We start from the raw sequence: 26148 nt of genomic DNA on the forward strand, positions 1-26148 counted from the left end.
CTTAATTTCGGTTTAAGCAAGTAAAAATTAATGAGCTATACACGTTGTTGGCAGTAGTAATTTTAAAATCTTGTTGAAAACCCTATTCCTATTAAGTAAATTTCTGTCTGCTTTTGCTCGTAACCATTTTTATCAATACTACTTGTCTCGTTCATTACGTCAAATGTAAGTTCTACAGAAGTGTTTTCAGTTAAGTTGTAATCCATTCCCATCGAGATATTGTACCCAAAATTAAATCCTCCACTTTTTGTGTTTATTTCGTCGGATAACTCTAATATTCTTGAACGTATTAAAAAATTACCATAACCTCCAATACCAAATATTAAGTTTAGTTTTTCTTCATTATCTAAATTTACTCGGTGCGTTAATCTGAGAGGTATTTGTAAATATTCATTTTTAAGTCTACTTTGATCTGTTCCATTAAAGAAGCTTGAATTAAATTCGAGTATCTCAAACCCTGAGGTTAGTTTAGTTTTTGAATCATCCTTAAAATTGTAATCGACATTAAATCTTATTGCAAGTAAATTTCCGTCAAGAACTCCTATTTGATTGTTCTCAAGCGTAGAACTTCCAACTCCGAATTTCAGTCCATAGCTAAACTTACTTTTATCATCTTCTTGTGCAAAAGATAAAAAAGAGATACCTAAAAAGCATACTGAAAGAATAATTTTGTTTTTCATTAATTTGTTTTTGAGTGTTATTTATTACTGCCAACGGCTTTGGCTATGAGTAGTTGCGTGGTTTAGCACTTAACTTTGCAAGTACAAACCAAGCCGAAAATCCGCAACGATTTTCATTAGTAGGTGAGAACGAGCAATTAATTATAGCCATTGTTGTACAAAGTTTAATTAATCGTATCAAGTTTTTTTAATATTCTTTTTCCATATCCAGTTTCTCTAATTTCCGGTGTCAAATATTCATAAATCTCTTTCCAATCATTTTGATTTAGTTCATTTTCAATTGTACAGAAATTTGGAATTAATGCACCAATTTTTGAATTAGAGTTTTCTCTAACATATTTTTTAACAAGGTTAACTTTGTCAACTTGGACAATTTGATTTAATTGTTTTGCAATCTTTTTTCGGTTAATCGTGTCATTTTCTTCCACAAATTTATCATAATCAACTTTTAATTTATCCCATTTATCACTCAACAACTTGTCATCAGCAAAATATTTTTTTAAAGTTTTATCAGACTTTGAACCCTTTACTTTTACACTATCATACTCAATCGAATTTCCTGTAATTTCAATTTTTGAATTTTCTAACATAAATTCAGTGAGTTTACCTTTTGTTGATTTACCATCTTTAATCAATAATTGGACAAAATATGGTTCATCAACATTTCCTTTATATTCAAACTTGTCATTTGAAACTGAAATTGAATCAAGTTCCATATTATCTCCAATAAATTTTAAAACTAAAAGAGTTGAATTATTTAGTCCTTTAACATCACCTTTTAGTAGAAATCCTTCTAAATTATTTTTCTGACAAGAGAAAATAAATAGTAAAACAAATAGCATTGTGATTTTTTTCATATCAAACTTAATTTTGTACAACAATAGGATATACGTATTACGTATATTTATCTTATATATAGCCCTAAGATAATAAATCTTTTATCCTGCCAAAGGAATTATTGGCTACATGTGTGTAAATTTCAGTAGTCTTTGTAGAACTGTGGCCCAATAAGAGCTGTATATGCCTTAAATCAGTACCATCTTCCAAAAGATGTGTGGCAAAACTATGCCTTAGTATATGGGGTGTAACCTTTCTGTGAACACCAGCCTTTGATGCAGCCATCTTCACCACTTTAAGAACGCTAGAACCGCTGTACTTGCTACCATTAGGACTCTCAAACAAGTAATTGCTTGGGCGGTATTCCTTGTAATACAGTCTAAGATCCTGCAATAATCTAGCGCTTAACACGGTCATCCTGTCCTTGTTTCCCTTGGCATCACAAACACGTACCAACATACGGTTGCTATCAATGTCCGTAGGCATCAGTTCCAGCAGTTCACTCCGTCTAAGACCAGAGGAATACAAAAGCCCTATGATGCATTTGTGCTTAGTGTTTTCGACACAGTCAATCATCCGTATGATTTCCTGTTTTGACAATACCTTTGGGAGTGATTTCTTTTTTCGCGGCCTTTCAATGGAATAGAAGCGGTTGGGCATACCAAGTACGGTCTCATAGTAGAATTTGATACTGTTTATGGCAAGATTAATCTGTGAGTTGGATTGGCCCACCTTTATCATTTTCTGAAGATATTCTCTAATGTCCTTTTCATTGATTTCATGGAGTTCCTTATGCTTGAAATGGTTGATAAAGGTCTCGAAGCTAGAAATATAGTTCTTAACAGTGTTTGCAGAATACCTTTTTAGCTCTAGTTTCAGCAAAAACGTTTCAGGACAGAGCCTTTGACCATTTTTGGACTTACGTTTTCTGTAACGATCTAGCCTGATTATAGGATTGTCCTCATCAACAATTGTATCGGAAAAAAAATAATTACCGTTAATCCATGCAACGCCAAGAAAAGTATCAAATAAAAGATCGAGGTTTTCCTTGACATTAGGTAGGTAGTACATAGCATAGTCGCTACTCCATGTGATGTTGGGCAGGTTTTCTACCAAGGCCTGTAGTACCTTGTCCGAATTGAATTGCAGCCCAATACATTTCAGTCCGTCCACTAACAAATGCTTTAATGTTACACTTCGTTTTAGTTCCATGGTTGTTTTTGACCAAAATAAAGAGTACAAATGACTTAACTGATATTTATTCGAATAACTAACGTATATTATACTAATAAAAGTGTTTAATATGAGACTTCAGAAAGAATGTATGTATTGTGGCAAGCCACTAACCGGTCGGATAGATAAGAAATACTGCGACCCGCAATGCAAGAGCGCCTATCAGTACAAGACCGCACAGGAACAACCTGAAAGGTTTTATAATAAGGTAGACAACCAACTTAAGCTGAACCGTAGAATACTTAAAGCATACAACAAAGCAGGGAAAGCGACGGTGAGGACATCTATATTAAGGGATGAAGGTTTTGATCCAAAGTTTTTTACACATTACTGGAAGAATAAAAAAGGAGATGTTTACCTTTTTGTCTATGAATATGGGTTTTTGAAAAAGAGAGAAAATGATAACCGTAAGTATGTGCTAATTCAGTGGCAAGATTACATGATATCGTCGTAAAGACAACTTAATCATTATATGTTGTTTATAATTAAACTTTAATGTATTACATAGTTTAACTACAAATTTTAACACGATTTAATGCACAGGTTACAACTCAAAACATGAGATTTTTCTACATAAAAAGAATTTGCTACCCCTTATACATCCTCAAGTTAATGTGCTTATTTTAAACACAATAACATGTGTATAGTCTACCTTAAATTTTGTAGTAGACAAGCTAAGGTCTAACAGAAGTTGAAAACTCTTGATGAATAGATTAGATTAGTTTTTAAAGAATAAATGTCATCCGTTTTAATTTCTAAAAAGCTTCGCCAATTCTAAAGTATATTCCCCAATCACCGCTTCCTGCGGCAACATCAAGACCTACATTCATTTTATTTTCTGGAAATGCCGTGTACCTGTATCCAGCGCCAATACTAGGAAGTATCTTTCCATTATTAGATTCAATATTAGAACCATAGATAGTTCCAAAGCCCGCAAAGCCTACTAATCCCATATTCCCTTTAAAATTATATCTGTATTCTCCTTGTAGAGCGATGAGTTGTTTTCCTCTATATTCGCCCATTGAGTAACCTCGTAGATCTGTACCTTCTACGACAAGTAAATTATTAAATGGTACCTCGCCTAGTCCAAATCCACCATAAGCTCTTAGAGCGATTACATCATTTGCTCTATTAGTTTTGAAAAACGTATTATACTTTAATTCTATCTTACTTGATTCGTCATCATTACCCATAAAGCTCAGATAACCTGTATAATTTAAATTTAGTTCAGAACCTTTTCTAGGGTAGTAAACATTATCTCTTTTATCTCTTAAAAATACAAATCCTAAACCGTTAAGTGTGACCTCTTCATTTACGGGTGTGTCAAAATCAAATTCATTATTAAATTTAGTATACATGTAGTTAGCTCCAAAATATAAATTTTTACCTATTTTTCGTTGTACTTCTAATTTTAAGAAATCAGCGCCTGTTTGATAATCGATAAAATTGGATGTCGTACCACCACTCATAAATTGTGAATTAGCCGTACCAAGACCAGCTCCGATTGTGATTCTCCAATGATCTTCTTGTAAGTATAATTTTGAAAAAGCTAAAGCAAACCAAGTCTTGTTAGTCGTGTAAATTCCCATAAGACCCGAAATAGATTCTGGCGAGACCGTATCCTTTTTGTTAGCTTTATACATAACCATTGGAACCGCTCCGAACATAAATTCGTAAGTTCTATTATAGCTTAAATAAGGTACAATTTTTACTTTTATGTCTTTATTTGCTCCTTTTTCAGAGTGTTTTTGTTGTGAGTGTGTAATGTTAAATGAAAGTAGAATAATTATAAAAACTAGAAAACTTCTCATATTAGTCATATTTAGTTAATACTATATCCCTTTGATTTAATACACGCTGAGAAGGCTTTCACAAAATTCGATTTTAATTCGTTTTCAATCGTTTTGGCATCTTTTGAATTTTTTGTATTCTGCATAATTTGGGCTCTCCTAGAAGCTCTCCTTCCGCCAATTGCCCCTGTTACAGCCCCTATTGCAGCCCCATCACCAGTGTCTCCAGCGACTGCGCCAATAGCAGCACCAGTAATCGCCCCTTTAGCAGCTCCTCTAACTGCTCCTCCTTTGACTTTTTCAGCTTCTTTAACTTCAACTTTTGTGGGATTTAAAGGGTCAAATTTTGTCTGTTCGTATGCCCATTTGTAACACTCTTTATAATCTTTATCTTGTTGCAAGCTATCTTGATTTTCCGCAGGAAAAATATATAAACCAAGTGTTTTTGTATAATCTTTTGGTAGGGTAAGCGTTGTTTTTTTTTCTTCCGTTATTGTTAGCGTTTCTTGGGAAGTAATGTTAAAGGTTATAAATAATAATAGTAGTGTTGCGTAAATTTTGATTGTAGTTTTCATAATGTCTCGTTTTAATTTTTTTGTTGAATAAGTTCGGGAACTTTCCAAGAGCCATCAAAATACTCTTCAGTGGGTTGATACATGCGTAATATAAAATTCCATCCTTCAAACGTATCAAGATAATTATCAGCACTTTTGTCACCTCCAAAATGTATAATGTATTCTCCGTTGTCATTTACTTTTGCAAATGAACTATTGATATTGAACTTTTCTCCATTAATCCATCCTCCTTGGTCATAAACAGTAATAGACCAAAAAGCATCAACTGGTACATCTTTTAAAGTTAACGTTGCAGGATTTGAATTTTTAGGTTGAAAATTTGGATATACAGCTTGTTTAGAGGTCATACCACCCCAACCCGTAGAAACTCCAACATTATGATTCTCTAAAGTTACTTCTCCTTTTTTACCAAACATCATACTAGAGGTTATATTCTTCTCTCTAACTATTTTTTGATACTTTTCTCGCATTTTTAAAACTTCAGGCCTGTCCCAGTTATTTGTAATTACATAAGATCCTCTATCATTTTGAGTCAATTTTAATTGGTCTTGTAATGCGGATACTTTAGCAAGATCTTCAGGGTCTGTCATGTTTACTTGAGTTCTAATTACTAACATCACATACCTAGAACCCATATTTTCTTGGTTAATTTTATACGTTCCTGGATTGTTTATTGCCATCGGGTTGTAATGTTCTTCGGTAACAAACCAAGCTGTTTGATAACGACCATTCGTTTCAGGCATGGTTAACGTAGCTTCTTCTTTTAAATCTAAGATGGCAACAGAGTATTGTGTGTCAAAATTAATTCTTACTACTGTTTTGTCTTTAGGGTCTGGTGCCTTTTTTTTATGCATAAAAACACCTACGCCATTTGTTTTAGTTATGGCAGCAATATCTTTTACATATTTTGCGAAAATCATTTGGGATTCTGCTAGACCAAAATTCTCCTCTGTAAGAATAGTTTTTGGTTTTTTAGAAGCTTCTTCCTTTACTGTTTTATTAACTTCATTAGAAATTGTTTCGGGTGTTTTATCATTTTTACAAGATAAAATGACTAATGCTGCAGCAGTAATACTTAAATACAGTTTTTTCATAATAATTAAGTTTAGTTTACTTTTTGTACTCCAGGCATCTTGTAAGACCTGTTTAAAACACTTTCTTTTGGGTAATACATTCTAAAGGTTAATTCAAATTCTTCTCCAGCTTGTGGACTCGGTAACCAGTTTGTTTTTAAATGTTCAGGTTCTTCCGCTTGTATAAATATATCTAAGGAACCATCTTCATTGTAGGTCAACGCTTTCATACCACCTAGATTATAGCGATCAATAGCATTGTCTACCAAAAAGCCTTTTTTATCATACATGGTTAAAGACCAAAATCCATTTACAGGTGGCATATGGTCAGCATCAAAATGTAATACATATTTATTTGATCCATTATAAGTATTACCATCAGAATCAACCGCAGAATTAGGGTAAATAGCATCTACAGACTGATTTGCACCGTAACCGATTTTAGTAACATAAGCTCTTAAAAAATATTCTGTACCATATTCTCCTAAACCAGATGTAATTACATTCCATCCATTTTGAAGGTTTTCAGATGGTGGATTTGCAGTCATTTTTGAAAATAATCCTTGAACGATTGCAGGAACTTTTTTCACCATTTCTTGTGTTTCCGAACTAAATTGATCCAATTTAAAATCTCCTCCAGGTTCAAATCCAATAGTTTTTAATTGATCTAATAGAGGTTTATCAGTTTCATAACCAGGGTTATCTAGCATTAATTGCATGACTTCATTTAAATAAGTAGTAATATCTTTGTTATCTACTTCATCCATAGGTACTTTATTTGAGTACTCAGGGTTAATTATACCTTCAGGAGTAACGTAATTATCGTTATTTCGTTCAGATAGAGGACGAGCAATTAATTTCGATTGAAAATTTGCAATTTCAACTTTTCCATCGTTATTATTTTTTACAGCAACCCTTCCTAACATCCAATTAAGATTTGTCGTAGATCTAATAATGGTTAAATCATCATCAATTTCACCATCAAATTTAGGACCTACTAAAGCTATGTTTACCTCACCTTGCCCTGTTGTTCTCGATCCTACAGACTTAATGACATCACCATGAGCATTCAATATTGGCATTAGATAATAACGTTCTGTAGCTGGTATATGCAAGAACAAAGGACTTTTACCTAAATCTGCGTATATAACACTGTAATAGGTGTCTAGATTAGGGCGCACCACTTCTGTAAAACCTGCTTTAGGGAATTTGTGCATATTCCCCCATTGATTTATAGGGCCTTTACCCATACCGTTATCTGACGCTACATTTGAAGATATTTTATGGGTATAATCCATAGTCATCATTGGGTATCCATATATATAGGCCTGGGTAACTAGAGCAACTTTTGTTGAATCAGCAACTTTTGATTTTGAAACTTGATCTGTATTTGAAGTGCTACTAGTTTCATTTTTACATGAGATTGTAACTATTAATAGCGAAATGGTTATAAGTTTTAGCTTGTTCATGACTATTTATTTTTTTTAATTTTTAAATAATTTAATTGTAAGTTAAATCTAAACATATTAGATTCTGCTTCACCTCCACCAAATAAAATACCACCATAATCTGCATGTAAGTAAATAAGTGGATGTAATTGATAACCTAATCCTATGGACGCTCCATAATTATTGAAAGCATTTCCATCTTTACTGCCATCGGTTGTGGTTTGTCCACCAACTTGGTATCGTCCATTTAAAGTGGCTCGTAGCTTTTTATTAAAGTTGTGTATGATATGATTTTCAAAAACAAATAAAGGAGCTTGCGTTCTTTCTGCAGTGGCATTGGATATAGGATTAATTAACACATCTTTGTTTTTTGTAAAAAATCGTATACTAGGGAATAGTTCGAGGTTGGTTGAAGCATTGCCTTTAGACCAAAGGGGCATTGTTGTGGGTATTCCATATTCAAAAGTAGTCCTATTTGTTCCTATGTTTACCAATTCATCCTTGTCGTAAGATCCAGAATACCATATTCTAAAATAACTCATCATAGTAAAACTAATATCACCTTTCATGTAGTCTTCTAGACTAATTGCTTTGCCGTTAACCATAGCTACTTTTAACCCAATAAATCCATCCGAGAAAGCTGATTTATCAAAAAATCGATCTTCAAGTGGGTTAGGTAAGTTTAAGGTAGACGATATAGAAGTAGGATTCATCATAGCAACAATTTCGGCATGTTGCCCTTTAATTGAAAAGACATGAAAAAGTGTTATTGGAAAAGAATTAATTTCTAGATTTAGATTCGGTGTTAGTAAATCCCCGTTTACAGACATATTCTGATTTAGGTTTAGATATTTTATATTTAAACCCCACATTTTTTGTGGTTTTAGAAAATGACTCTCTGGCCCATCTCCTTGTGCTTGCATGTGCAAGCTTAAAGAGCAAAAGACCACGAAAGCTAAAAATGGATAATTTAATTTCATAGAGTTTATAGTATTAACTTTAACACTTAGTCCTTCATAGTAGGTGCTATAAATTTTGTGTTAAAAATCCGTTTAGTTTTTTGTTGTATTAAATTTAAAAGCTCTTATAAAGAGCTTGAATTAGAATTCGATGGTATGCCTTATAGTGTAGTTGAAATATCAAAAAACATAGACTATCGGTCTCTCGGTGTAATATGCACAAATAAAATAATTGAAAAAGAAATCTTTAAAGTTGTTCTCATAATAAATAAAATTAGTTTAACCTATAGTTTAGAAACAACTTTTAAATTTTTAGCGAATAAATTTATCTGTTAAAAACGTAAAAAATTGTTTAATTTATTGTAGTAATACATTTGGTTTTTGTTAGTATAGCTTCAAGTTAGCTTTATTAATTTAATAAATTTTTAACACATGTTAAAAAAAATTAATAAATATTTCCCAAAAGTTTAGTTGAAAGACCAACCGATTCCGGTGGTAAATAGATAATCAGAGTTACTTCCTATCGTTGCTGATTGATTGTCGTAATTTAATTTAAATCCACATTTAATGTAAAGATCTAAAGGTAGATCGTATTTCAAATCTAAATTATAATCTGCTCGAGATCTTTTTAATTCGCCTCTACTTAAAAATAAGTTTACGGTACTTATTAACTTAAAATCATCAAAATCAAACATATCAAATTCAGAACCTAAATAAAGTTCTGATGAGGTTTTTTTGCCTTCTAGGTTTATAAACTCTTCTAAGTTTAAGTTTATTCCAAAGTTTAATCCAAGCGATAGTTTATTTGAAAATAACAAGTATCTGCCAATACCTGTGCTTATCGTGTATCTAGATTCTAACGCCTGTTCTGTATTTGATAAAAAACCAAAATTACTCAATAAGTACCATCGTTTTGGTAATATTTTTTTTAAATCTACTTTTACATCTGTTCTTTTTATACTTTCCGCACTGTCTTGTTTTGAATTTAAAATACTGAAGCTTGAATTAGAAATCCATTTTGGGTCTCTATAACTCAGAGCACCCTCAATTACAAACTGACTTGAATTATTGGCCTTTGTTAGATTAAAACTAAAATCAATATTAAATTTTACCCTATCCCAAAATTTGTCAGAGATTTCATCGAGTAAAACTAAATCGGATAATTTATAAGTTTCTTCTGTATTTTCTTCTGATGTTATGGTAAAGTAACCTGGTGTTTTAGAGTTTACATAACCTGTTTTTTGCCGTCCTTTAGTGAGTAATATGAAACATAATCTCTGGATTTTAATGGTATTAATTTTTTCAAATTTTATTTTAAAATCACTGTCGCTGTAAGATGTCTTTAGTGTTACGACCTTGGATTCAATTTTTTTGATTTCACCAAATACTTTTCTGCCATTTTTTAAAGAAATTGTATCGTTTTGAGAAAACGAAATAAGAGGATTAAGAAAAAAAATAAGTATTAATAAAATGCGCATAATAGCATATACCTATAAAAAAACTGAAAGTAATAAAAATAATATTTTATACTGTTTAAAAAGAGTATTATTTGTTTTTAGACCTTATTCTGCTCAGACTTTGTTGGGTAATACCAAGGAATGACGAAATTTGTCCTAAACTAGCTCTTGTGCTGATGTTAGGGTGTGTTTCTTTTAATTTTTCATACCTTTCTTCTGCTGTTTTAGTTTGTAAATCTATGACTTTTTGATCCAAAGAAATCATTGTTTGAGTAACCATTACTCTACAAAATGTTTCAATTATTCTATGTTTTTCAAATGCGTTGTCTAGCATTTCTCTAGAGAATGCTCTTACGGTGGTTTGTTCAATAGCCTCAAGACTAAATTGACTTACTTCTCTATTAAAAAATCCTGGGGGTATGGTCATTAACATATTTTCTAAGGCAAACCAATGAGTGATGTCATTTCCTTTGTTATCAAAGTACAAACTTCTCAGAAGACCTGATTTAATCAAGTATAAATAATTGCAAATTTTTCCGGGCTGAACTATAATTTCTTTTTTCTTAAACGTAAGTTTTTCTGATTGTTCTATGAGTTCAGAAAACTCTTTTGTTTCTAGAATAATGGGGTTGAATTTTATCATTATTGATTTTATCTAAATTTAAATCGTGGTCTTAACAAATTTGTTTGAAAGTTCCGTGAGTACATGGTCATTGTTATAAATTTACATTTTTTCGGTAAGATTTATGTATAATTAAATAAGTCAACACAAAACTAAACAGGTTTTGTAACAGGATTTATAATAGAATGAAATAATAATAGCTGTAGTTGAGATAAGTAGACAACTCATAAGCTTTAGAGTACTGGTTTGTCCAGTTTTGGTTGTGAAGAAAAGACTTTTATCTCTTGAAACGCTTTTTTTTATGTTTACACGATGACTAATAACTTTCACAACGAATTCTTCGGAATCGGGATACAAAATGGGAAAACTCCTCAAAATTTAGGTGTGCTTTGGCGATCCGCTCAAAATCTGGGGGCTAGTTTTATTTTTACTGTAGGAAACCGTTATGCCAAGCAGGCTTGCGATACTCATAATGCTGTAAAATCAATGCCTTATTTCCATTATGATACATTCGATGATTTTTATAATAATCTGCCTAAGGGTGCCCGATTGGTGGGTGTAGAACTTTCGGAAGATGCAGAGGATTTGGAAACATTTCATCATCCTAGACGCTGCGTATACTTATTGGGTGCTGAAGATCATGGTCTGTCAAAACAAGCCATTAAAAAGAGTCATTTCTTGGTAAAATTTAAATCGCAATTAAGCCTTAATGTTTCTGTTGCAGGAAGTATTGTTATGTATGATCGTGGGATTAATAAACCAAGGTCGTAACTTTGCCTCAAATTATAAGTTATGCATAAAGCTGGTTTTGTTAATATTATAGGAAATCCTAACGTAGGTAAGTCAACGTTGATGAATGCTTTCATTGGTGAGAAACTATCTATAATTACCTCTAAAGCTCAAACAACACGACATCGTATTCTTGGAATAGTTAATGGTGATGATTTTCAGGTTGTACTTAGCGATACTCCTGGGATTATTAAACCCGCCTACGAACTTCAGCAGTCTATGATGGATTTTGTAAAGTCTGCTTTTGAAGATGCCGATCTGCTAATCTATATGGTCGAAATTGGAGAAACGGCACTCAAGGATGAGGCATTTTTTAATAAGATAACCAATTCTAAAATTCCTGTTTTACTGTTATTAAATAAAATTGATAATTCTGATCAAGAGGAATTGGAGACTCAAGCAGAATTTTGGCAATCAAAGGTGCCGAATGCTGAGTTTTATCCGATTTCTGCTCTGAATGGCTTTAACGTAAAAAATGTATTTGAGCGCATTATAGAGTTGTTGCCAGAATCACCACCATTTTATCCAAAAGATCAACTTACCGATAAGCCAGAACGATTCTTCGTAAACGAAGCGATAAGAGAAAAGATACTACTGCACTATAAGAAGGAAATACCTTATGCTGTTGAGGTAAATACCGAAGAGTTTTTTGAAGAAGATAAAATTATACGAATGCGTTCTGTGATTATGGTAGAACGTGAGACTCAAAAAGGGATTATTATTGGTCATAAAGGATCCGCTTTAAAACGCGTGGGTGTCGAAGCTAGAAAAGATTTAGAAAAGTTCTTCGGAAAACAGGTTCATCTCGAGTTGTACGTAAAAGTAAATAAGAATTGGCGAAGTAATCAAAATCAGCTGAAACGATTTGGGTACAACCAAAAATAACTAGCACATGGCATTAAGATGATGATCATCTAGCACATCTCTTATAAAATGATGTGGTTCATTTATTTTACCTGCGCCAGTGCTTTTCTAAAGTATAATACAAAACAAATTACAAGTATTAAATGGATTAAAAATGAGGGCATTCGAAAGTTATATGGTTTATAGGTATTTGAACTTATTTTACATATTTTCTTTTAATCGAATTCTAAGATTAAATACTACCTTTGCAGTCGCTTGCAGGATATGCAATGCAGATTAAATCTTCAGTTATGGGAAATATTGTTGCAGTAGTAGGACGACCAAATGTTGGTAAATCTACATTTTTTAACCGCCTCATTAAAAGGCGAGAAGCCATTGTAGACGCTGTAAGTGGTGTTACAAGAGATCGTCATTACGGTAAAACCGATTGGAATGGCAAAGAATTTTCAATTATAGATACAGGGGGTTATGTGGTTGGTAGTGATGATGTTTTTGAGGCAGAAATTGATAAACAGGTAGAATTAGCTATTGACGAAGCCGATGCAATTATTTTCATGGTTGATGTTGAGACGGGTGTTACTGGTATGGATGAAGATGTTGCCAAATTACTTCGTAAGGTAGATAAGCCAGTATTCCTAGTAGTAAATAAGGTCGATAACAATAGGCGCGCAGAAGATGCTGTTGAATTTTATTCGCTAGGACTGGGAAATTATTATACCATTGCAAGTATCAATGGAAGTGGTACGGGTGATTTATTAGATGCTGTTGTTAAGGCCTTGCCAGATAAAGAAGAGGAAGACGAAGAGCAGTTGCCGAGGTTTGCAGTTGTTGGTAGGCCAAATGCAGGCAAATCATCTTTTATAAATGCTTTAATTGGCGAAGATCGCTATATCGTAACTGATATTGCCGGTACTACACGTGATTCAATTGACACAAAATATAATCGTTTTGGTTTTGAATTTAATTTAGTAGATACGGCTGGTATTCGACGTAAATCAAAGGTAAAAGAGGATCTTGAATTTTATGCTGTAATGCGCAGTGTAAGAGCAATTGAGCACAGTGATGTATGTTTGCTAGTATTAGACGCAACCCGTGGTTTTGATGGGCAAGTACAAAATATCTTTTGGCTTGCAGAACGCAATAGAAAGGGTATTGTAATTTTGGTAAATAAGTGGGATCTCATTGAAAAGGATACTAAAACTGCCAAAGAATTTGAACAATCCATAAGAAAAGAAATTGCTCCATTTACGGATGTTCCGTTAGTTTTCATTTCAGTATTAAACAAGCAGCGTATATTCAAGGCTATTGAAACAGCAGTTGAAGTATATAAAAACCGGGCAAAACGCATTAAAACCAGTGTGCTAAATGACACGTTATTACCAATTATTGAGCAGAATCCTCCTCCTGCTTACAAAGGTAAATACGTTAAGATTAAATACATTATGCAATTACCAACGCCACAACCTCAATTTGCATTTTTCTGTAATCTACCGCAATATGTAAAAGATCCCTATAAACGTTTTTTAGAAAATCAATTACGCAATCATTTTGACTTTACAGGCGTTCCAGTAAGTGTGTATATGAGAAAAAAATAGTACTTTCAACACGGCTATGAAGTTCTACAGGCTACATTTTTTTTATTTGGTCTTACTACTATGTAATCAATTATGTTGGACACAGAATCCACCTAACATCTCTGTTACAGGTAATCAATTCTATTGCGGTGATGCGCCAATGCCAGTCGTTACAGACGTTAGTATTTCTGGGGGAGCTGGAGATCAAATGCTAGATGCAGTTTTTGTTCAGATAGCCACAGGGTATACTTTAGGCGATGATGTTTTAGTCTTGAGTGGGAGTCATCCAAATATATCAGCATCTTGGTCTATTGGTGAAGGATTACTTACTTTAACTGGTCCAGCTAGTTTTACAGAATTTGAATTGGCTATTAGTGCTGTTCGTTTTCAAACTACAGGAAGTAACTTCACGCAAGATAAATTTTTTGCTATAAACCTAGGCCAGGCCAATTTTTTGCCTGCTACTGGACATTATTATTTCTATGTAGAGGATGTTGGTATAACATGGCAGCAAGCGAAGGACGCAGCTCAGGAACAAACCTTTTTTGGATTACAAGGCTACTTGGCAACGATAACTACTGAAGAAGAGGTGCAATTAACTGGTGAACAAGCCCAAGGTACAGGCTGGATTGGTGCATCAGATCAAGATTCTGAAGGTGTTTGGAGATGGGAGACAGGCCCAGAGGCTGGTCAGGTTTTTTGGAATGGGGCTGTTAATGGCAGTTCACCTAACGGCATGTTTGCTTTTTGGAATAATGGTGAACCAAATAATTGTTGTGGAGGAGAAAACTATGCACATGTAACAGATCCAGATATAGGTATTTTAGGCTCATGGAATGATTTACCAATAACCGGCGACACCAGTCCAAGTAGTCCATATCATCCTCAAGGTTACGTGGTAGAATTTGGCGGTATGGATGGCGATCCTGATATTAATGTTTCAGGAAGTTCAATTATTGTTATGCCTAAGACAACGGTTGTTACCAATAATATCTGTGGTGAAGGTGTTGTTGATATAAGTCTTTCATCCAATACAGATACTGTATTTTGGTATGAAACACCAACATCGACAGAGGTTATTAATACAGGATTTTCCTATGAAGTTGTTATAGATTCAACAACAACTTTTTATATTTTAACTCTGTTTGATGGCTGTACTAATGGCAGTAGAATTCCGATTACGGTAAATGCGTTCTTACCTCCAATTGCAAATGATATTACCATTATTCAATGTGATGATGAGGTTGCAGATGGTATTTCAAATTTTAATCTTAATGCGTACACGGATGATATTGTAATAAATGAGCAGGGTCAAGTGGTGCCTATTTGGGATATTACCTTTTATGAAGATGAAGCATTAACCATACCAATTGATGGTGTAAATTATACAAATACCAGTAATTTTCAAGTGGTTTACGCTAAAGTCTCAGACGACTTATCAGGATGTTTTAATAGTTCAGAAGTAACCTTACAAGTAAATTTGTCTAATCCCACAACAGCCAGTCTCGAGGTCTGTGATGATTTCGTTGTTGATGGATTTACGTTTTTTGATTTAAATGAAGCTGATAGTCAGATTTTGGCTAATTCACCAATAAATGCTGAGCTTGCTTACTATGCAACATATAATGATGCTCTATTAGAAGTTAATGAAATAACAACGCCCTATTTTAATGAAGTGGCGTTTAGTCAAACCGTTTACGCAAGGGTTAATATTGCAGAAACATGTTATGCGATTAATTCAGTGCAACTCACGGTAAAAGATATACCAAACATTTTACAGTATGAAGAAGTATATTATTGCTTAAATACGTTTCCTGAATCTATTACCCTTTCAGGTGGGATAGTAGATGATATTCCCAATAATTATGCTTACGAATGGTCAACTGCAGAAACAACAATTAATATTGATGTGAATCAGACTGGTGACTATGAGGTTTTGGTAACACGACCAGCAGGCTGTACCAATCGTAGATTGATTCGTGTGCTTCCATCAAGTACAGCTATTGTTGAAACCATTGAAATTATTGATGTTTCTGAAAACAATACAATTACAGTATTAGTTTCTGGAGATGGTGACTATGTTTATGCCTTAGATAATGAAAATGGGGCCTATCAAGAATCCAATACATTTGAGAATATAACGCCTGGTATTCATACGGTTTACGTTAAGGATATTAAGGCTTATTGTGGTATAAGCTCCACAGCTGTTTCAATTTTAGGTTTTCCAAAATTCTTTACGCCAAATGGAGATGGTAACAATGATACCTGGCAGATCCTAGGGGTTTCAACACAGTTTCCGATTACCACAAGCATAAAAATCTTTAATCGCTTTGGAAAGTTGATTACAATACTTGATGACGATAACCCAAAATGGGATGGTTCTTACAATGGAGCACTATTGCCAACCGATGATTATTGGTTTGAAGCCGTTTTGATTGATGGACGTACATTTAGAAATCACTTCACTTTAAAGCGTTAGAAGAAAACTTTAAGGTTCTTTTAAGAAAATTCATACCATTTCTTGCTTTCTTGCATTATAATAAATGCTATTATTAAACCCATCAATCAATCAACTGCAATGAAAAAACTAATTTTAGTTTTTTTTGTTTTATCCTCGGTATTTACGTTTTCTCAAGAAAAGCGTTTTGAAATCACAGGACAGTTAATAGCCGAAGACACGCAACAACCTTTAGAATCTGCAACAATTTATTTAGAACGCATCAAAGACAGTGCTGTTGTTAGCTATACAATTTCTGATAAGCTGGGTAAATTTAAACTCGAAGAAACCACATATGCCGATAGCCTAAATTTTTATGTCTCCTTTGTAGGCTATGCTACTTACCTAAAAAAGCTAGAAATTGATAAAGAAAAGATAGATCTAGAAACTATTACAATGCAGCTCGATAATAAATTGGACGAGGTTTATATTGAGTCTACGGCACCAATTACAATTAAAAAAGACACCTTAGAGTTTAACGTCAAATCCTTTAAAACCAAAAAGGATGCATCGGTTGAAGATTTATTAAAACAATTGCCTGGGGTTGAGGTTGATGATGAAGGTAATATTACTGTTAATGGAAAAAGTGTTAATCAAATACTGGTTAATGGAAAACCATTTTTTGGAAATGATCCTACTATAACGACTAAGAACTTAACCAAAGATATTATTGATAAAATTCAGGTTGTCGATACTAAAACTAAGGCAGAAGCTTTCACTGGTGAAGAGGGTGATAAAGAAAATAAGACGATTAATCTCACCATCAAAGAAGAAAATAACAAAGGGATTTTTGGGCGTGTTGCGGCTGGTGGTGGTACGGACGATCGGTATGAGTTTGCTGGGATGCTTAATTATTTTAACAATGATCGGCGCATAAGTGTGCTTGCTGGTGGTAATAATACCAATTCTCCAGGGTTTAGTTTTGGTGAAATTTCAAAAATGTTTGGTCGAGGAGGTGGAATTAGCTTTAATAGTAATGGCTCGTTTTCAGTTGGTGGCCGATCTTTTGGTGGAGGTGCAGGGATCACTACGTCAAAAAATGCAGGGGTAAATTATGCCGATCAGATTGGTAACAATACTGAAATATCTAGCGATTATTTTTACGCATCCAGTAGTTCTGAGAATGAAACATCCTCACAAAAAGAAACCATATTAGTTGATTCTCGATTTTTTAGTAATTCAATATCAAGATCAGAGAATGATACTGAAAGTCATAGTTACAATTTAGATTTTGAAATTGAAACCGACTCAACCTTTCTAATTAACATTGAACCATCATTTCGTTATTCCCAAAATAGAACGCTGTTTAACAGCGACGATGAGACCCTTGATCAAGATTTGGTGCTTACCAATGCGTCTGAAGTAAACTCTAACGTAGAAAGTTATGCTAGAGAATTCAATAATCAGCTTACAGCAACAAAACGTTTTGGAAATAGAGGAGCCTTTGTTAGATTTCAGTTAGATAATAGCGTAAGCCAACAAGAACGTGATGATTTTGTGAGATCAACTACTGAGATATTTGGAGATAATCCAGAAACTATAATTAGAGATCAGTTTACAGATGGTGAAAATAATAGTTATGGAGTTTCCACTCAGTTTAGATACCGATATCCAATTATTGCAAAGAAGCTTTTTACGGATATCAGATATAGATACGATATTGATAAATCTAAGAATAAGCAAAGCACCTTTGATTTTAACGAGTTAGCTCAGGATTTTACGGATTTTAATCTCGATTTAAGTACAGATTTTGAATACAAAGACACCCAGTCTATTCCTGAGATTGGAGTGACATACCGTGGAGAAAAATGGTCGACGTGGTTTAGACTTGGTTATAATATTAGGACTTTAGAAAATCAAGATTTGTTACGCCCAGAATTTAATGTCGAACGTACTTTTAAAAATTTTCAAGCACGCTATAATTTTAATTACCGCTTTAGCGCTAAAGCTAATGTTTATTTAGGCTATCGTTTAACAAATACCCCTCCAGGAATTAGGCAATTACAGGCGTTTGAGGATGTTTCAAACCCTTTAAATGTCGTTATTGGTAATCCTAATTTATCACCATCAAATAGACATAGGTTTTATGGTGGTTATAGTGGGTTTGACTGGCAAAAGCGCACGGGATTTTATACCAACTTTAATGCTAGTGTAGAGAATAACCAAGTGATAGCTAAGACAACGGTAGATCCTGAAACTTTAAGACGAACCACGACTTATGAAAATGTCGACGGTAATTATAACTATGGAGTGTCAGCAAACTATAGTAAGGATATTAAAATTGATACCCTTAAGACTTTTAAATTTAGATTTGGAGCACGTTATAATTTTGGAAATAGAATCAACTTTAATAACGACGTTAAGTATTCCAGTAAAGTAACTACAATTTCACCATCTGTAGGAGTTGAGTTTTTATGGGATAAGGTTCTTGAGTTTAAACCTTATTATAGACTTAGTTTAACAGATAATTCATTCGATATTGATGCCTTTGAGGATATAGAGTTTACAACACATTCTGCAGGATTACGAACAGCAACATTTCTCCCTAAGAAACTGGAGTGGAGGAACGATATTAGTTTTAATTATAACCCAAATGTTGCTGACGGATTTCAAAAGAGTTCTTGGTTTTGGAATTCCACCATTACCTATACTATTATGAAAGACAAAGGGCTCCTGAGCTTAAAAGTTTATGATTTACTAAACCAGAATACCAATGCACGACGTGTTGCCACTCAAGACTTTATTCAAGATTCTCAAAGTACTGTACTGAGACAGTACTTTATGCTGAGTTTTAGCTTTAAGTTTAACAGTTTAGGAAGTAAAGGAAAAACGGATGATCTGAATGTTATATATTTTGATTAGTAACATAATTACCAGCCTCCAGAAGCACCACCACCTCCAAAGCTTCCGCCACCAAAGCCTCCGCTGAAGCCTCCTCCACCAAAGCTTCCTCCACTTGAAGAACCACCTCCCCAACCACCAAAACCACCAGAGGAAGAACCTCTGGAATAACTTCCGCGTCCCATATTACTTAAAATTATGGCTTCAAGGATACTACGTGCATCGTCATCCTTTCGGTTGCCTCTATTACCACCTCGTCCACCACCTCGGCTTTTTGAAATGGCAATGATAAAGATGATAAATACAATGAACAGAATTATAAAGATTTCAAAAGGGAATGCCACGGTATTAGTACCTTCTGTATTTCGATATTCACCTTTTAATACTTCGAAAATGGCATCTGTAGCACGATTAAGTCCTCCATAATAATCGTTGCGTTTAAAATATGGAATAATGTCTCTATTTATAATGCGCTTACTCATGGCATCTGTAAGTAAATGCTCGACACCTTTACCTGTATTAATTCCAATTTTACGATCATCTTTAGCCAAGAGAATTAAAATTCCATTATCTTCATTTTCTTGTCCAATTCCCCATTCTTCTCCCCATTGTGCACCTAAATAATTTATGTATTCTCCTTGAGTAGAACTAATTATTACAATAACAATTTGAGTCGATGTCGTGTCTGAGTAACGAATAAGTTTTTGTTTAAGTCCTTGTTTTTCAGTGGTACTTAATAATCCTACATCATCATAAACACTAGTCTCTATCTCGGGCTTGGGTGGAATCTTATACTGTGCAAAGCTTAATGAAGCACTGAGTAGGACTATGAACAAAATAATATAATGAAGTCGCTTAATCATCCTTTGGAAATGGTATTGTCTAGTTCGTTCTGGTCTCCGTGATGCCAAGGGAAATGTTTAGAAAGTACCTTTCCAGATTCAATGATACCATCAATAATACCTGTTTTAAAATGCCCTTTTTTAAATTGTGATGCAATCTTATCTCGTGTTGAATTCCAGAAGTTAGCATCCACAACATTGTTAATACCTTGGTCACCGAAAATAACAAAAGCTTTATTATCTACAGCCACGTATAAGAGCACCCCATTCTTCTGAATGGTGTTATCCATTTTTAAATAATGAAAAACTTCCAAGGCACGCTCATATACATCCACATTGCACTGTCGTTCTATGTGGACACGAATCTCTCCTGACGTTTCACCTTCAGCTGAGCGAATTGCTTCTATGATTTCCTGCTCTTCATCATAGGAAAGGAAATCTTCAATATATGGCATAGTAAATTCTAATTAAAATCGAAATCTACATCAACAGGTTGGTCTGAACCTTCTTCTGACTCATAGTAGCCCATTTCATCAAAGCCAATAATTCCAGCAATGAGTTTTGCAGGGAATTTTCTAACATAAGAATTATATGGCCTCACAGCATCATTAAATCGGTCTCTTGCAATATTAATTCTGTTTTCGGTCCCCTCTAATTGACTTTGGAGTTCAACAAAATTTTGATTGGCCTTCAACTCAGGATAGCGCTCAACGGATACTAAGAGTTTAGACAATGCACCACTCAGACCGGATTGTGCTTGTTGGAATTGTGCAATATTTTCAGCTGTTAAATTGCTGGCATCGATGGTGGTCGACGTCGCTTTTGCTCTGGCTTCAATAACTTCCCTTAAGGTTGTTCTTTCAAAATCTGCTGCTCCTTGAACAGTTTTTACAAGATTACCTATAAGATCATTTCGTCTTTGGTAAGAGCTTTCTACATCTGCCCAGGCTTCTTTTGTACCTTCTTGAAGTTCAACAGCATTATTATTTACGCCAAAACCCCAAAAAAGGAGTAAAATAATAATAACTATGGGTAAAATCCACTTTTTCATGATTGATAAGTTTTAAAGTTGTGATTTAATTTTAATGAGTTGCGCTTTAATACGTTCTAATTTTTCTACAATTTCAAATTTTTCAAGCGCTTGTTTCTTTTCTTCTTTTAAATGAATTTTTGCACCTTCTAATGTAAAGCCTCTTTCTTTAACCAGATGGTATATAAATTTTAAGTTTTTAATATCTTCAGGTGTAAACTTCCGATTACCCTTAGCATTCTTCTTCGGTTTTATAACATCAAATTCTTTTTCCCAAAAGCGTATTAAAGATGCGTTAACCCCAAAAGCTTTGGCAACTTCTCCGATTCCGTAGTATCTTTTTTCTGGTAAATCAATATGCATTTTAGTCGAGCGATTGGTTTTCTAAGGATGCTTTTTTGAGTAATACATCAAACTCTTCAGCAGATAGATTACCATAGTAGAAATTAATGGGATTAATGCGTTCACCGTCTTTAAAGACTTCATAATGTAAATGCGGTGCTTCAGACCGTCCTGTGCTTCCTACAAAGCCAATTAAATCTCCGCGCTTAACACGCTGATTTACGCGAACATTGTACTTGTATAGGTGAGCATACAGTGACATGTAACCATAACCGTGATCTATTCTAATATGTTTGCCATACCCAGAAGAACTATTATCTGCGCGTTTTATAATACCGTCTCCCGTGGCGTAGACTGGTGTGCCTCTTGGTGCTGTAAAGTCCATTCCAAAATGAAATTTACGAACCTTGGTAAATGGATCGATTCTGTAACCATAACCAGAGGCCATCCTTGTTAAATTAATATTATTAACCGGTTGAATAGCAGGAATGGCCTCTAAAAACTTTTCTTTTTCTTCTGCCAATTTTGCAATCTCATCTAAAGATTTGGACTGTACTACAATGGCCTTTTCCAAAATATCTAAACGTTTGTTGGTTTCTGAGATTAATTGCGAATTGTCGTAACCTTCAAATTTTTTATAGCGATTGATACCCCCAAATCCAGCACGTCGTTGTTCTTCTGGAATTGGGTTGGCTTCAAAATAGAGCCTGTAAATGGCATTGTCACGTTCTTCAACATTTTCTAACGCAGCAATGGCATCATCCATACGTTTATTGAGTAACTCATACTGCAATTCCATATTTTGTAATTCACGTGTTAACTGACGTTCTTTAGGAGATTGAATGTATTGACTTGCGATAAATACAAAGAGAAAACTAAAAATTGCCGCTGCAAACAAAAAAACAACGACATACTTAAATGTTGTCCTTTTCTTCCGCTTTATTTTGCGGTAAGAGAGCGTGTCAGCATCATAATAATATTTTACCTTAGCCATGTTTTAATTTATGCTATTTTTGCAGCTGTAAAACTCTGTTAGAGTCCTAATTTTATAAGCAAAGCAATCAAAGATAAAAAATAGTTTTGCATTTGCGATAATTAAAACGAATCAAGCCTTAAATTCAGTATATGACGTCTCAAGATATTAGAGCAAAGTTTTTAAATTTCTTTAAAGCGAAAGAACATCTTATTGTGCCTTCGGCACCAATGGTAACTAAGGACGATCCAACTTTAATGTTTGTAAACTCTGGTATGGCCCCATTTAAGGAGTATTTTCTCGGTAATGCTGAACCAAAGAAAAATAGAATTGCAGACACTCAAAAATGTCTAAGAGTATCCGGAAAACATAACGATTTAGAAGAAGTGGGTTATGATACCTATCACCATACCCTTTTTGAAATGCTTGGTAATTGGAGTTTTGGTGATTACTTTAAGAAAGAGGCTATTATTTGGGCTTGGGAATTATTAACGGAGGTTTACAGTATTGATAAAGACATGTTATACGTCACTATTTTTGAAGGTAGCGATGATGCAGATAATCTTAAGATGGATCAGGAAGCCTATGATTTATGGAAAGCATTTATTCCAGAAGATCGTATTCTTATGGGTAATAAAAAAGACAACTTCTGGGAAATGGGTGACCAAGGTCCATGTGGACCATGCAGTGAGATTCATGTCGATATTCGTTCGGCTGAAGAAAAAGCAAAGGTCGATGGTAAGTCTTTAGTAAACAAGGATCATCCTCAGGTTGTTGAGATTTGGAATTTGGTGTTTATGCAATACAACCGAAAGGCGTCTGGTGCTTTAGAGGTTTTGCCGAGTAAGCATATCGATACAGGAATGGGTTTTGAACGCTTATGTATGGTTTTACAAGGGGTTCAATCTAATTATGATACCGATGTGTTTACACCAATTATTCGTGAAATTGAAGCCATTTCTAATAAGGATTATGGAAAAGATGACAAGGTGGATGTAGCGATTAGAGTGATTTCAGACCATGTAAGAGCAGTGGCATTTTCTATTGCAGATGGCCAGTTGCCAAGTAATACTGGTGCAGGCTACGTGATACGACGAATATTAAGACGAGCGGTTCGCTATGGTTTTACATTTCTAGATAAAAAAGAACCTTTTATGTATCGCTTAGTTGATATTTTGAGTAAGAAAATGGGGAATGCATTTCCTGAAATTAAAGCTCAAAAACAACTGATTGAAAATGTTATTAAAGAAGAGGAATCTTCGTTTTTAAGAACCTTAGAACAAGGGTTGATATTATTGAATCGTATCGTCGAAGAAACAAAAGGCGATACAGTATCTGGTGAAAAGGCTTTTGAACTTTATGATACTTATGGATTTCCTATTGACCTTACTGCCTTAATTCTCTCTGAAAAGAATTTGAAGCTGGATGAAAAAGGTTTTGATGAGCATTTACAGATTCAGAAAGAGCGTTCACGTCAAGCCAGTGAAATGTCTACCGATGATTGGACGGTCTTGCTAGAAGATTCTGAACAAGAATTTATTGGTTATGATACACTTGAAGCTAAGGTTAAAATTACACGATACAGAAAGGTTACTTCTAAAAAAGACGGTGATATGTATCAACTGGTCTTTAATCTAACACCGTTTTATGCAGAAGGTGGTGGACAAGTTGGTGATAAAGGCTATCTTGAGGATATTCATGGTGATGTGATTTACATTCTTGACACCAAAAAGGAAAACAATGTGATTATTCACTTTACCAAAAACTTACCAGAGCATCTTACAGAGACATTTATGGCTTCCGTAGATGCTAAACAACGTTACAGAACAGAATGTAATCATACGGCAACCCATTTATTGCATCAGGCACTCCGAGAGGTCTTAGGTGATCATGTAGAGCAGAAAGGCTCAGCCGTACATTCAAAACACTTACGTTTTGACTTTTCTCACTTTTCAAAATTAACGGTTGAAGAATTGCGTGATGTCGAGAATTTTGTCAATGGACGTATCAATGATAAGCTACTTTTAGAAGAAAGACGAAATGTACCTAAAGATCAAGCTATCGAAGAAGGTGCAATGTCTTTATTTGGTGAAAAGTACGGAGATACTGTGCGTACGATACGATTTGGTCAGTCCATTGAACTTTGCGGTGGGACTCACGTTAAAAACACTTCTGATATATGGCATTTTAAAATTACATCTGAGAGTGCAGTGGCTTCAGGTATTAGACGTATAGAGGCTATAACTCATGATGCTGTTAAGGACTTTTATTTTGAAAATAACAGAGCTTATTTTGAAATGAAGGATTTGCTTAATAATTCAAAAGAACCTGTAAAAGCTCTTCAAAGTTTACAGGCTGAAAATGCAAACCTAAAAAAGCAAATAGACCAGCTATTAAAAGATAAGGCCAAGAATGTAAAGGGAGAACTTAAAAACGAAATTGAAGCACTAAATGGTGTCAATTTTATTGCGAAAAAAGTTGATCTTGATGCTGCGGGAATAAAAAATCTCTGCTTTGAACTCGGTGGTGAAGTAGATAACCTTTTTGCCTTGTTTGGAGCCAATAATAACGGTAAAGCCTTGCTGTCTTGTTATGTATCTAAGAATCTTGTTGCTGATAAGAATCTAAATGCTGGTCAAATAGTAAGGGAATTGGGTAAATTTATTCAAGGAGGCGGTGGTGGACAGCCGTTTTTTGCAACTGCTGGAGGTAAGAATCCCGAAGGGATACAAGAGGCTTTACAGAAGGCTAAAGATTATTTGTAATTGAAACTTCAAACACAAATACCATTATCTAGTCAGCCTCATAATCACATCGATTATAGTTCTAAATTAGTATTATTTGGATCGTGCTTTTCTGAAAATATTGGTGCTAAATTAGCCTACTTTAAATTCCAATCTCTGGTTAATCCTGTAGGTATATTGTTTCATCCTTTAGCCATAGAAACCTTAATTTCTAGAGTAATAAACAAGGATTACTATACTGAAGATGAATTGGTATTTCAAAACGGGCAATGGTCTTGCCTAGATGCACATTCAAAATTGAATGATACGTCCAAGACCCAATTGCTTCAAAATCTTAATACTGCATTAGATCAATCTTATGATGTATTATGTGAAAGTAGCCACGTTATTATTACACTGGGTACCGCTTGGGTGTACCGATTTTTAGAAAGGGATAAGTTGGTGGCTAACTGCCATAAGTTACCGCAAAAACAATTCCTAAAAGAATTACTATCGGTAGATGAGATTAATGAATCTCTTACCGCAATAGTGGCATTGGTAAGGGGTATTAATCCTAAGGTAAGTTTCATTTTTACAGTGTCTCCTGTTAGGCATATAAAGGATGGCTTCGTTGAGAATACACAGAGTAAGGCTCATTTGATTGCTGCAATTCATCAAGTGGTTGATGCTCGAAAACAACTCTATTACTTTCCGTCTTATGAGCTTATGATGGATGATCTTAGGGATTATCGCTTTTATAATGATGATATGCTTCATCCTAGCTCCTTAGCAATTAATTACATATGGGAAAAATTTCAACAGGTTTGGATGACAGAAACTACAATTAATACATCAAAAAGAATTGGACAAATCCAAGCGAAAAAAGCCCATAGGCCTTTCAATCCAAATTCTAAAGCTCATCAAATATTTCTAGAAAAACTAGCTCGTGAAATTAGAGAATTTCAAGGAGAATTCCCGAGTATTCAATTGGATTAGTCA

At 34.3% G+C, this 26148-nt stretch carries 23 protein-coding genes; 8 read left to right on the top strand and 15 right to left on the bottom strand.

Annotated elements, in window-relative coordinates:
- Positions 1 to 62: 62 nt before the first annotated feature.
- From HRU49_RS06960 to xerA, 3 genes are all read right to left on the bottom strand, one after another.
- Positions 63 to 680: an outer membrane beta-barrel protein gene (locus HRU49_RS06960; RefSeq protein WP_296355534.1), complete on the bottom strand. Its 618-nt coding sequence runs from the start codon at positions 678 to 680 to the stop codon at positions 63 to 65.
- Between the two features lie 164 nt (positions 681 to 844).
- On the bottom strand, positions 845 to 1537 hold the full coding sequence (locus HRU49_RS06965) for a DUF4369 domain-containing protein (protein WP_296355536.1): 693 nt from the start codon (positions 1535 to 1537) through the stop codon (positions 845 to 847).
- Positions 1538 to 1601: 64 nt separating this feature from the next.
- Complete coding sequence (xerA, locus tag HRU49_RS06970; RefSeq protein WP_296355538.1) at positions 1602 to 2729, bottom strand: site-specific tyrosine recombinase/integron integrase; 1128 nt, start codon at positions 2727 to 2729, stop codon at positions 1602 to 1604.
- Between the two features lie 112 nt (positions 2730 to 2841).
- On the opposite strand from xerA, the gene HRU49_RS06975 reads away from it, so the two are divergent.
- The gene (locus tag HRU49_RS06975; protein ID WP_296355541.1) at positions 2842 to 3204 is read left to right on the top strand and encodes a hypothetical protein; all 363 of its coding nucleotides are present in this window, start codon (positions 2842 to 2844) and stop codon (positions 3202 to 3204) included.
- Positions 3205 to 3505: 301 nt separating this feature from the next.
- On the opposite strand, the gene HRU49_RS06980 is transcribed toward HRU49_RS06975, so the two are convergent.
- The 7 genes from HRU49_RS06980 to HRU49_RS07010 all read right to left on the bottom strand — a co-directional run bounded on the left by HRU49_RS06980 (position 3506) and on the right by HRU49_RS07010 (position 10695).
- Positions 3506 to 4561, bottom strand: coding sequence for a BamA/TamA family outer membrane protein (locus tag HRU49_RS06980; protein WP_296355543.1), 1056 nt, complete (start codon positions 4559 to 4561; stop codon positions 3506 to 3508).
- 11 nt (positions 4562 to 4572) lie between these two features.
- Positions 4573 to 5115 carry a glycine zipper family protein gene (locus HRU49_RS06985; protein ID WP_296355545.1) on the bottom strand — a complete coding sequence of 181 codons (543 nt, stop codon included), beginning with the start codon at positions 5113 to 5115 and terminating at the stop codon, positions 4573 to 4575.
- A gap of 11 nt (positions 5116 to 5126) precedes the next feature.
- The gene (locus tag HRU49_RS06990; protein WP_296355547.1) at positions 5127 to 6209 is read right to left on the bottom strand and encodes a DUF1254 domain-containing protein; all 1083 of its coding nucleotides are present in this window, start codon (positions 6207 to 6209) and stop codon (positions 5127 to 5129) included.
- A gap of 11 nt (positions 6210 to 6220) precedes the next feature.
- On the bottom strand, positions 6221 to 7657 hold the full coding sequence (locus HRU49_RS06995) for a DUF1214 domain-containing protein (RefSeq protein WP_296355549.1): 1437 nt from the start codon (positions 7655 to 7657) through the stop codon (positions 6221 to 6223).
- Positions 7658 to 7659: 2 nt separating this feature from the next.
- Positions 7660 to 8616, bottom strand: coding sequence for a transporter (locus HRU49_RS07000; RefSeq protein WP_296355551.1), 957 nt, complete (start codon positions 8614 to 8616; stop codon positions 7660 to 7662).
- A gap of 446 nt (positions 8617 to 9062) precedes the next feature.
- On the bottom strand, positions 9063 to 10073 hold the full coding sequence (locus HRU49_RS07005; protein ID WP_296355552.1) for a DUF481 domain-containing protein: 1011 nt from the start codon (positions 10071 to 10073) through the stop codon (positions 9063 to 9065).
- A 67-nt stretch (positions 10074 to 10140) separates the two neighbouring features.
- On the bottom strand, positions 10141 to 10695 hold the full coding sequence (locus HRU49_RS07010; protein WP_296355554.1) for a Crp/Fnr family transcriptional regulator: 555 nt from the start codon (positions 10693 to 10695) through the stop codon (positions 10141 to 10143).
- A 291-nt stretch (positions 10696 to 10986) separates the two neighbouring features.
- Here HRU49_RS07010 and HRU49_RS07015 point away from each other — a divergent pair, with 291 nt between their 5' ends.
- The 5 genes from HRU49_RS07015 (at position 10987) to HRU49_RS07035 (ending at position 19260) form a co-directional block, all read left to right on the top strand.
- Positions 10987 to 11445, top strand: a complete 459-nt coding sequence (locus tag HRU49_RS07015; protein ID WP_296355556.1) for an RNA methyltransferase — start codon at positions 10987 to 10989, stop codon at positions 11443 to 11445.
- A 21-nt stretch (positions 11446 to 11466) separates the two neighbouring features.
- Positions 11467 to 12348 carry a GTPase Era gene (gene era / locus HRU49_RS07020; RefSeq protein ID WP_296355558.1) on the top strand — a complete coding sequence of 294 codons (882 nt, stop codon included), beginning with the start codon at positions 11467 to 11469 and terminating at the stop codon, positions 12346 to 12348.
- Between the two features lie 269 nt (positions 12349 to 12617).
- Positions 12618 to 13922: a ribosome biogenesis GTPase Der gene (der, locus tag HRU49_RS07025; protein WP_296355599.1), complete on the top strand. Its 1305-nt coding sequence runs from the start codon at positions 12618 to 12620 to the stop codon at positions 13920 to 13922.
- A 46-nt stretch (positions 13923 to 13968) separates the two neighbouring features.
- A complete protein-coding gene (locus tag HRU49_RS07030; RefSeq protein WP_296355560.1) occupies positions 13969 to 16380 on the top strand; it encodes a T9SS type B sorting domain-containing protein in 2412 nt (803 codons plus the stop codon).
- Between the two features lie 99 nt (positions 16381 to 16479).
- Positions 16480 to 19260, top strand: coding sequence for an outer membrane beta-barrel protein (locus HRU49_RS07035; RefSeq protein ID WP_296355562.1), 2781 nt, complete (start codon positions 16480 to 16482; stop codon positions 19258 to 19260).
- A gap of 8 nt (positions 19261 to 19268) precedes the next feature.
- Here HRU49_RS07035 and HRU49_RS07040 read toward each other — a convergent pair whose 3' ends face one another.
- The 5 genes from HRU49_RS07040 to HRU49_RS07060 are packed head-to-tail and all read right to left on the bottom strand — an operon-like array spanning position 19269 to position 22447.
- A complete protein-coding gene (locus tag HRU49_RS07040) occupies positions 19269 to 20102 on the bottom strand; it encodes a TPM domain-containing protein (RefSeq protein WP_296355565.1) in 834 nt (277 codons plus the stop codon).
- On the bottom strand, positions 20099 to 20536 hold the full coding sequence (locus HRU49_RS07045; protein WP_296355567.1) for a TPM domain-containing protein: 438 nt from the start codon (positions 20534 to 20536) through the stop codon (positions 20099 to 20101). The genes HRU49_RS07040 and HRU49_RS07045 overlap by 4 nt, the downstream gene beginning before the upstream one ends.
- An 8-nt stretch (positions 20537 to 20544) precedes the next feature.
- Positions 20545 to 21132 (bottom strand): LemA family protein, encoded by a 588-nt coding sequence (locus tag HRU49_RS07050; RefSeq protein WP_296355569.1) that lies wholly within the window; start codon positions 21130 to 21132, stop codon positions 20545 to 20547.
- 12 nt (positions 21133 to 21144) lie between these two features.
- The gene (locus tag HRU49_RS07055) at positions 21145 to 21474 is read right to left on the bottom strand and encodes a MerR family transcriptional regulator (protein ID WP_296355571.1); all 330 of its coding nucleotides are present in this window, start codon (positions 21472 to 21474) and stop codon (positions 21145 to 21147) included.
- Between the two features lies 1 nt (position 21475).
- Complete coding sequence (locus HRU49_RS07060) at positions 21476 to 22447, bottom strand: peptidoglycan DD-metalloendopeptidase family protein (RefSeq protein ID WP_296355573.1); 972 nt, start codon at positions 22445 to 22447, stop codon at positions 21476 to 21478.
- A gap of 131 nt (positions 22448 to 22578) precedes the next feature.
- Here HRU49_RS07060 and alaS point away from each other — a divergent pair, with 131 nt between their 5' ends.
- Both alaS and HRU49_RS07070 read left to right on the top strand, forming a co-directional pair.
- A complete protein-coding gene (gene alaS, locus HRU49_RS07065) occupies positions 22579 to 25191 on the top strand; it encodes an alanine--tRNA ligase (protein WP_296355574.1) in 2613 nt (870 codons plus the stop codon).
- Positions 25192 to 26145 (top strand): GSCFA domain-containing protein, encoded by a 954-nt coding sequence (locus tag HRU49_RS07070; protein WP_296355575.1) that lies wholly within the window; start codon positions 25192 to 25194, stop codon positions 26143 to 26145. It begins immediately after the preceding gene.
- Positions 26146 to 26148 lie beyond the last annotated feature (3 nt).

It is taken from the genome of Winogradskyella sp. (assembly GCF_013213975.1).
Lineage (GTDB): Bacteria > Bacteroidota > Bacteroidia > Flavobacteriales > Flavobacteriaceae > Winogradskyella.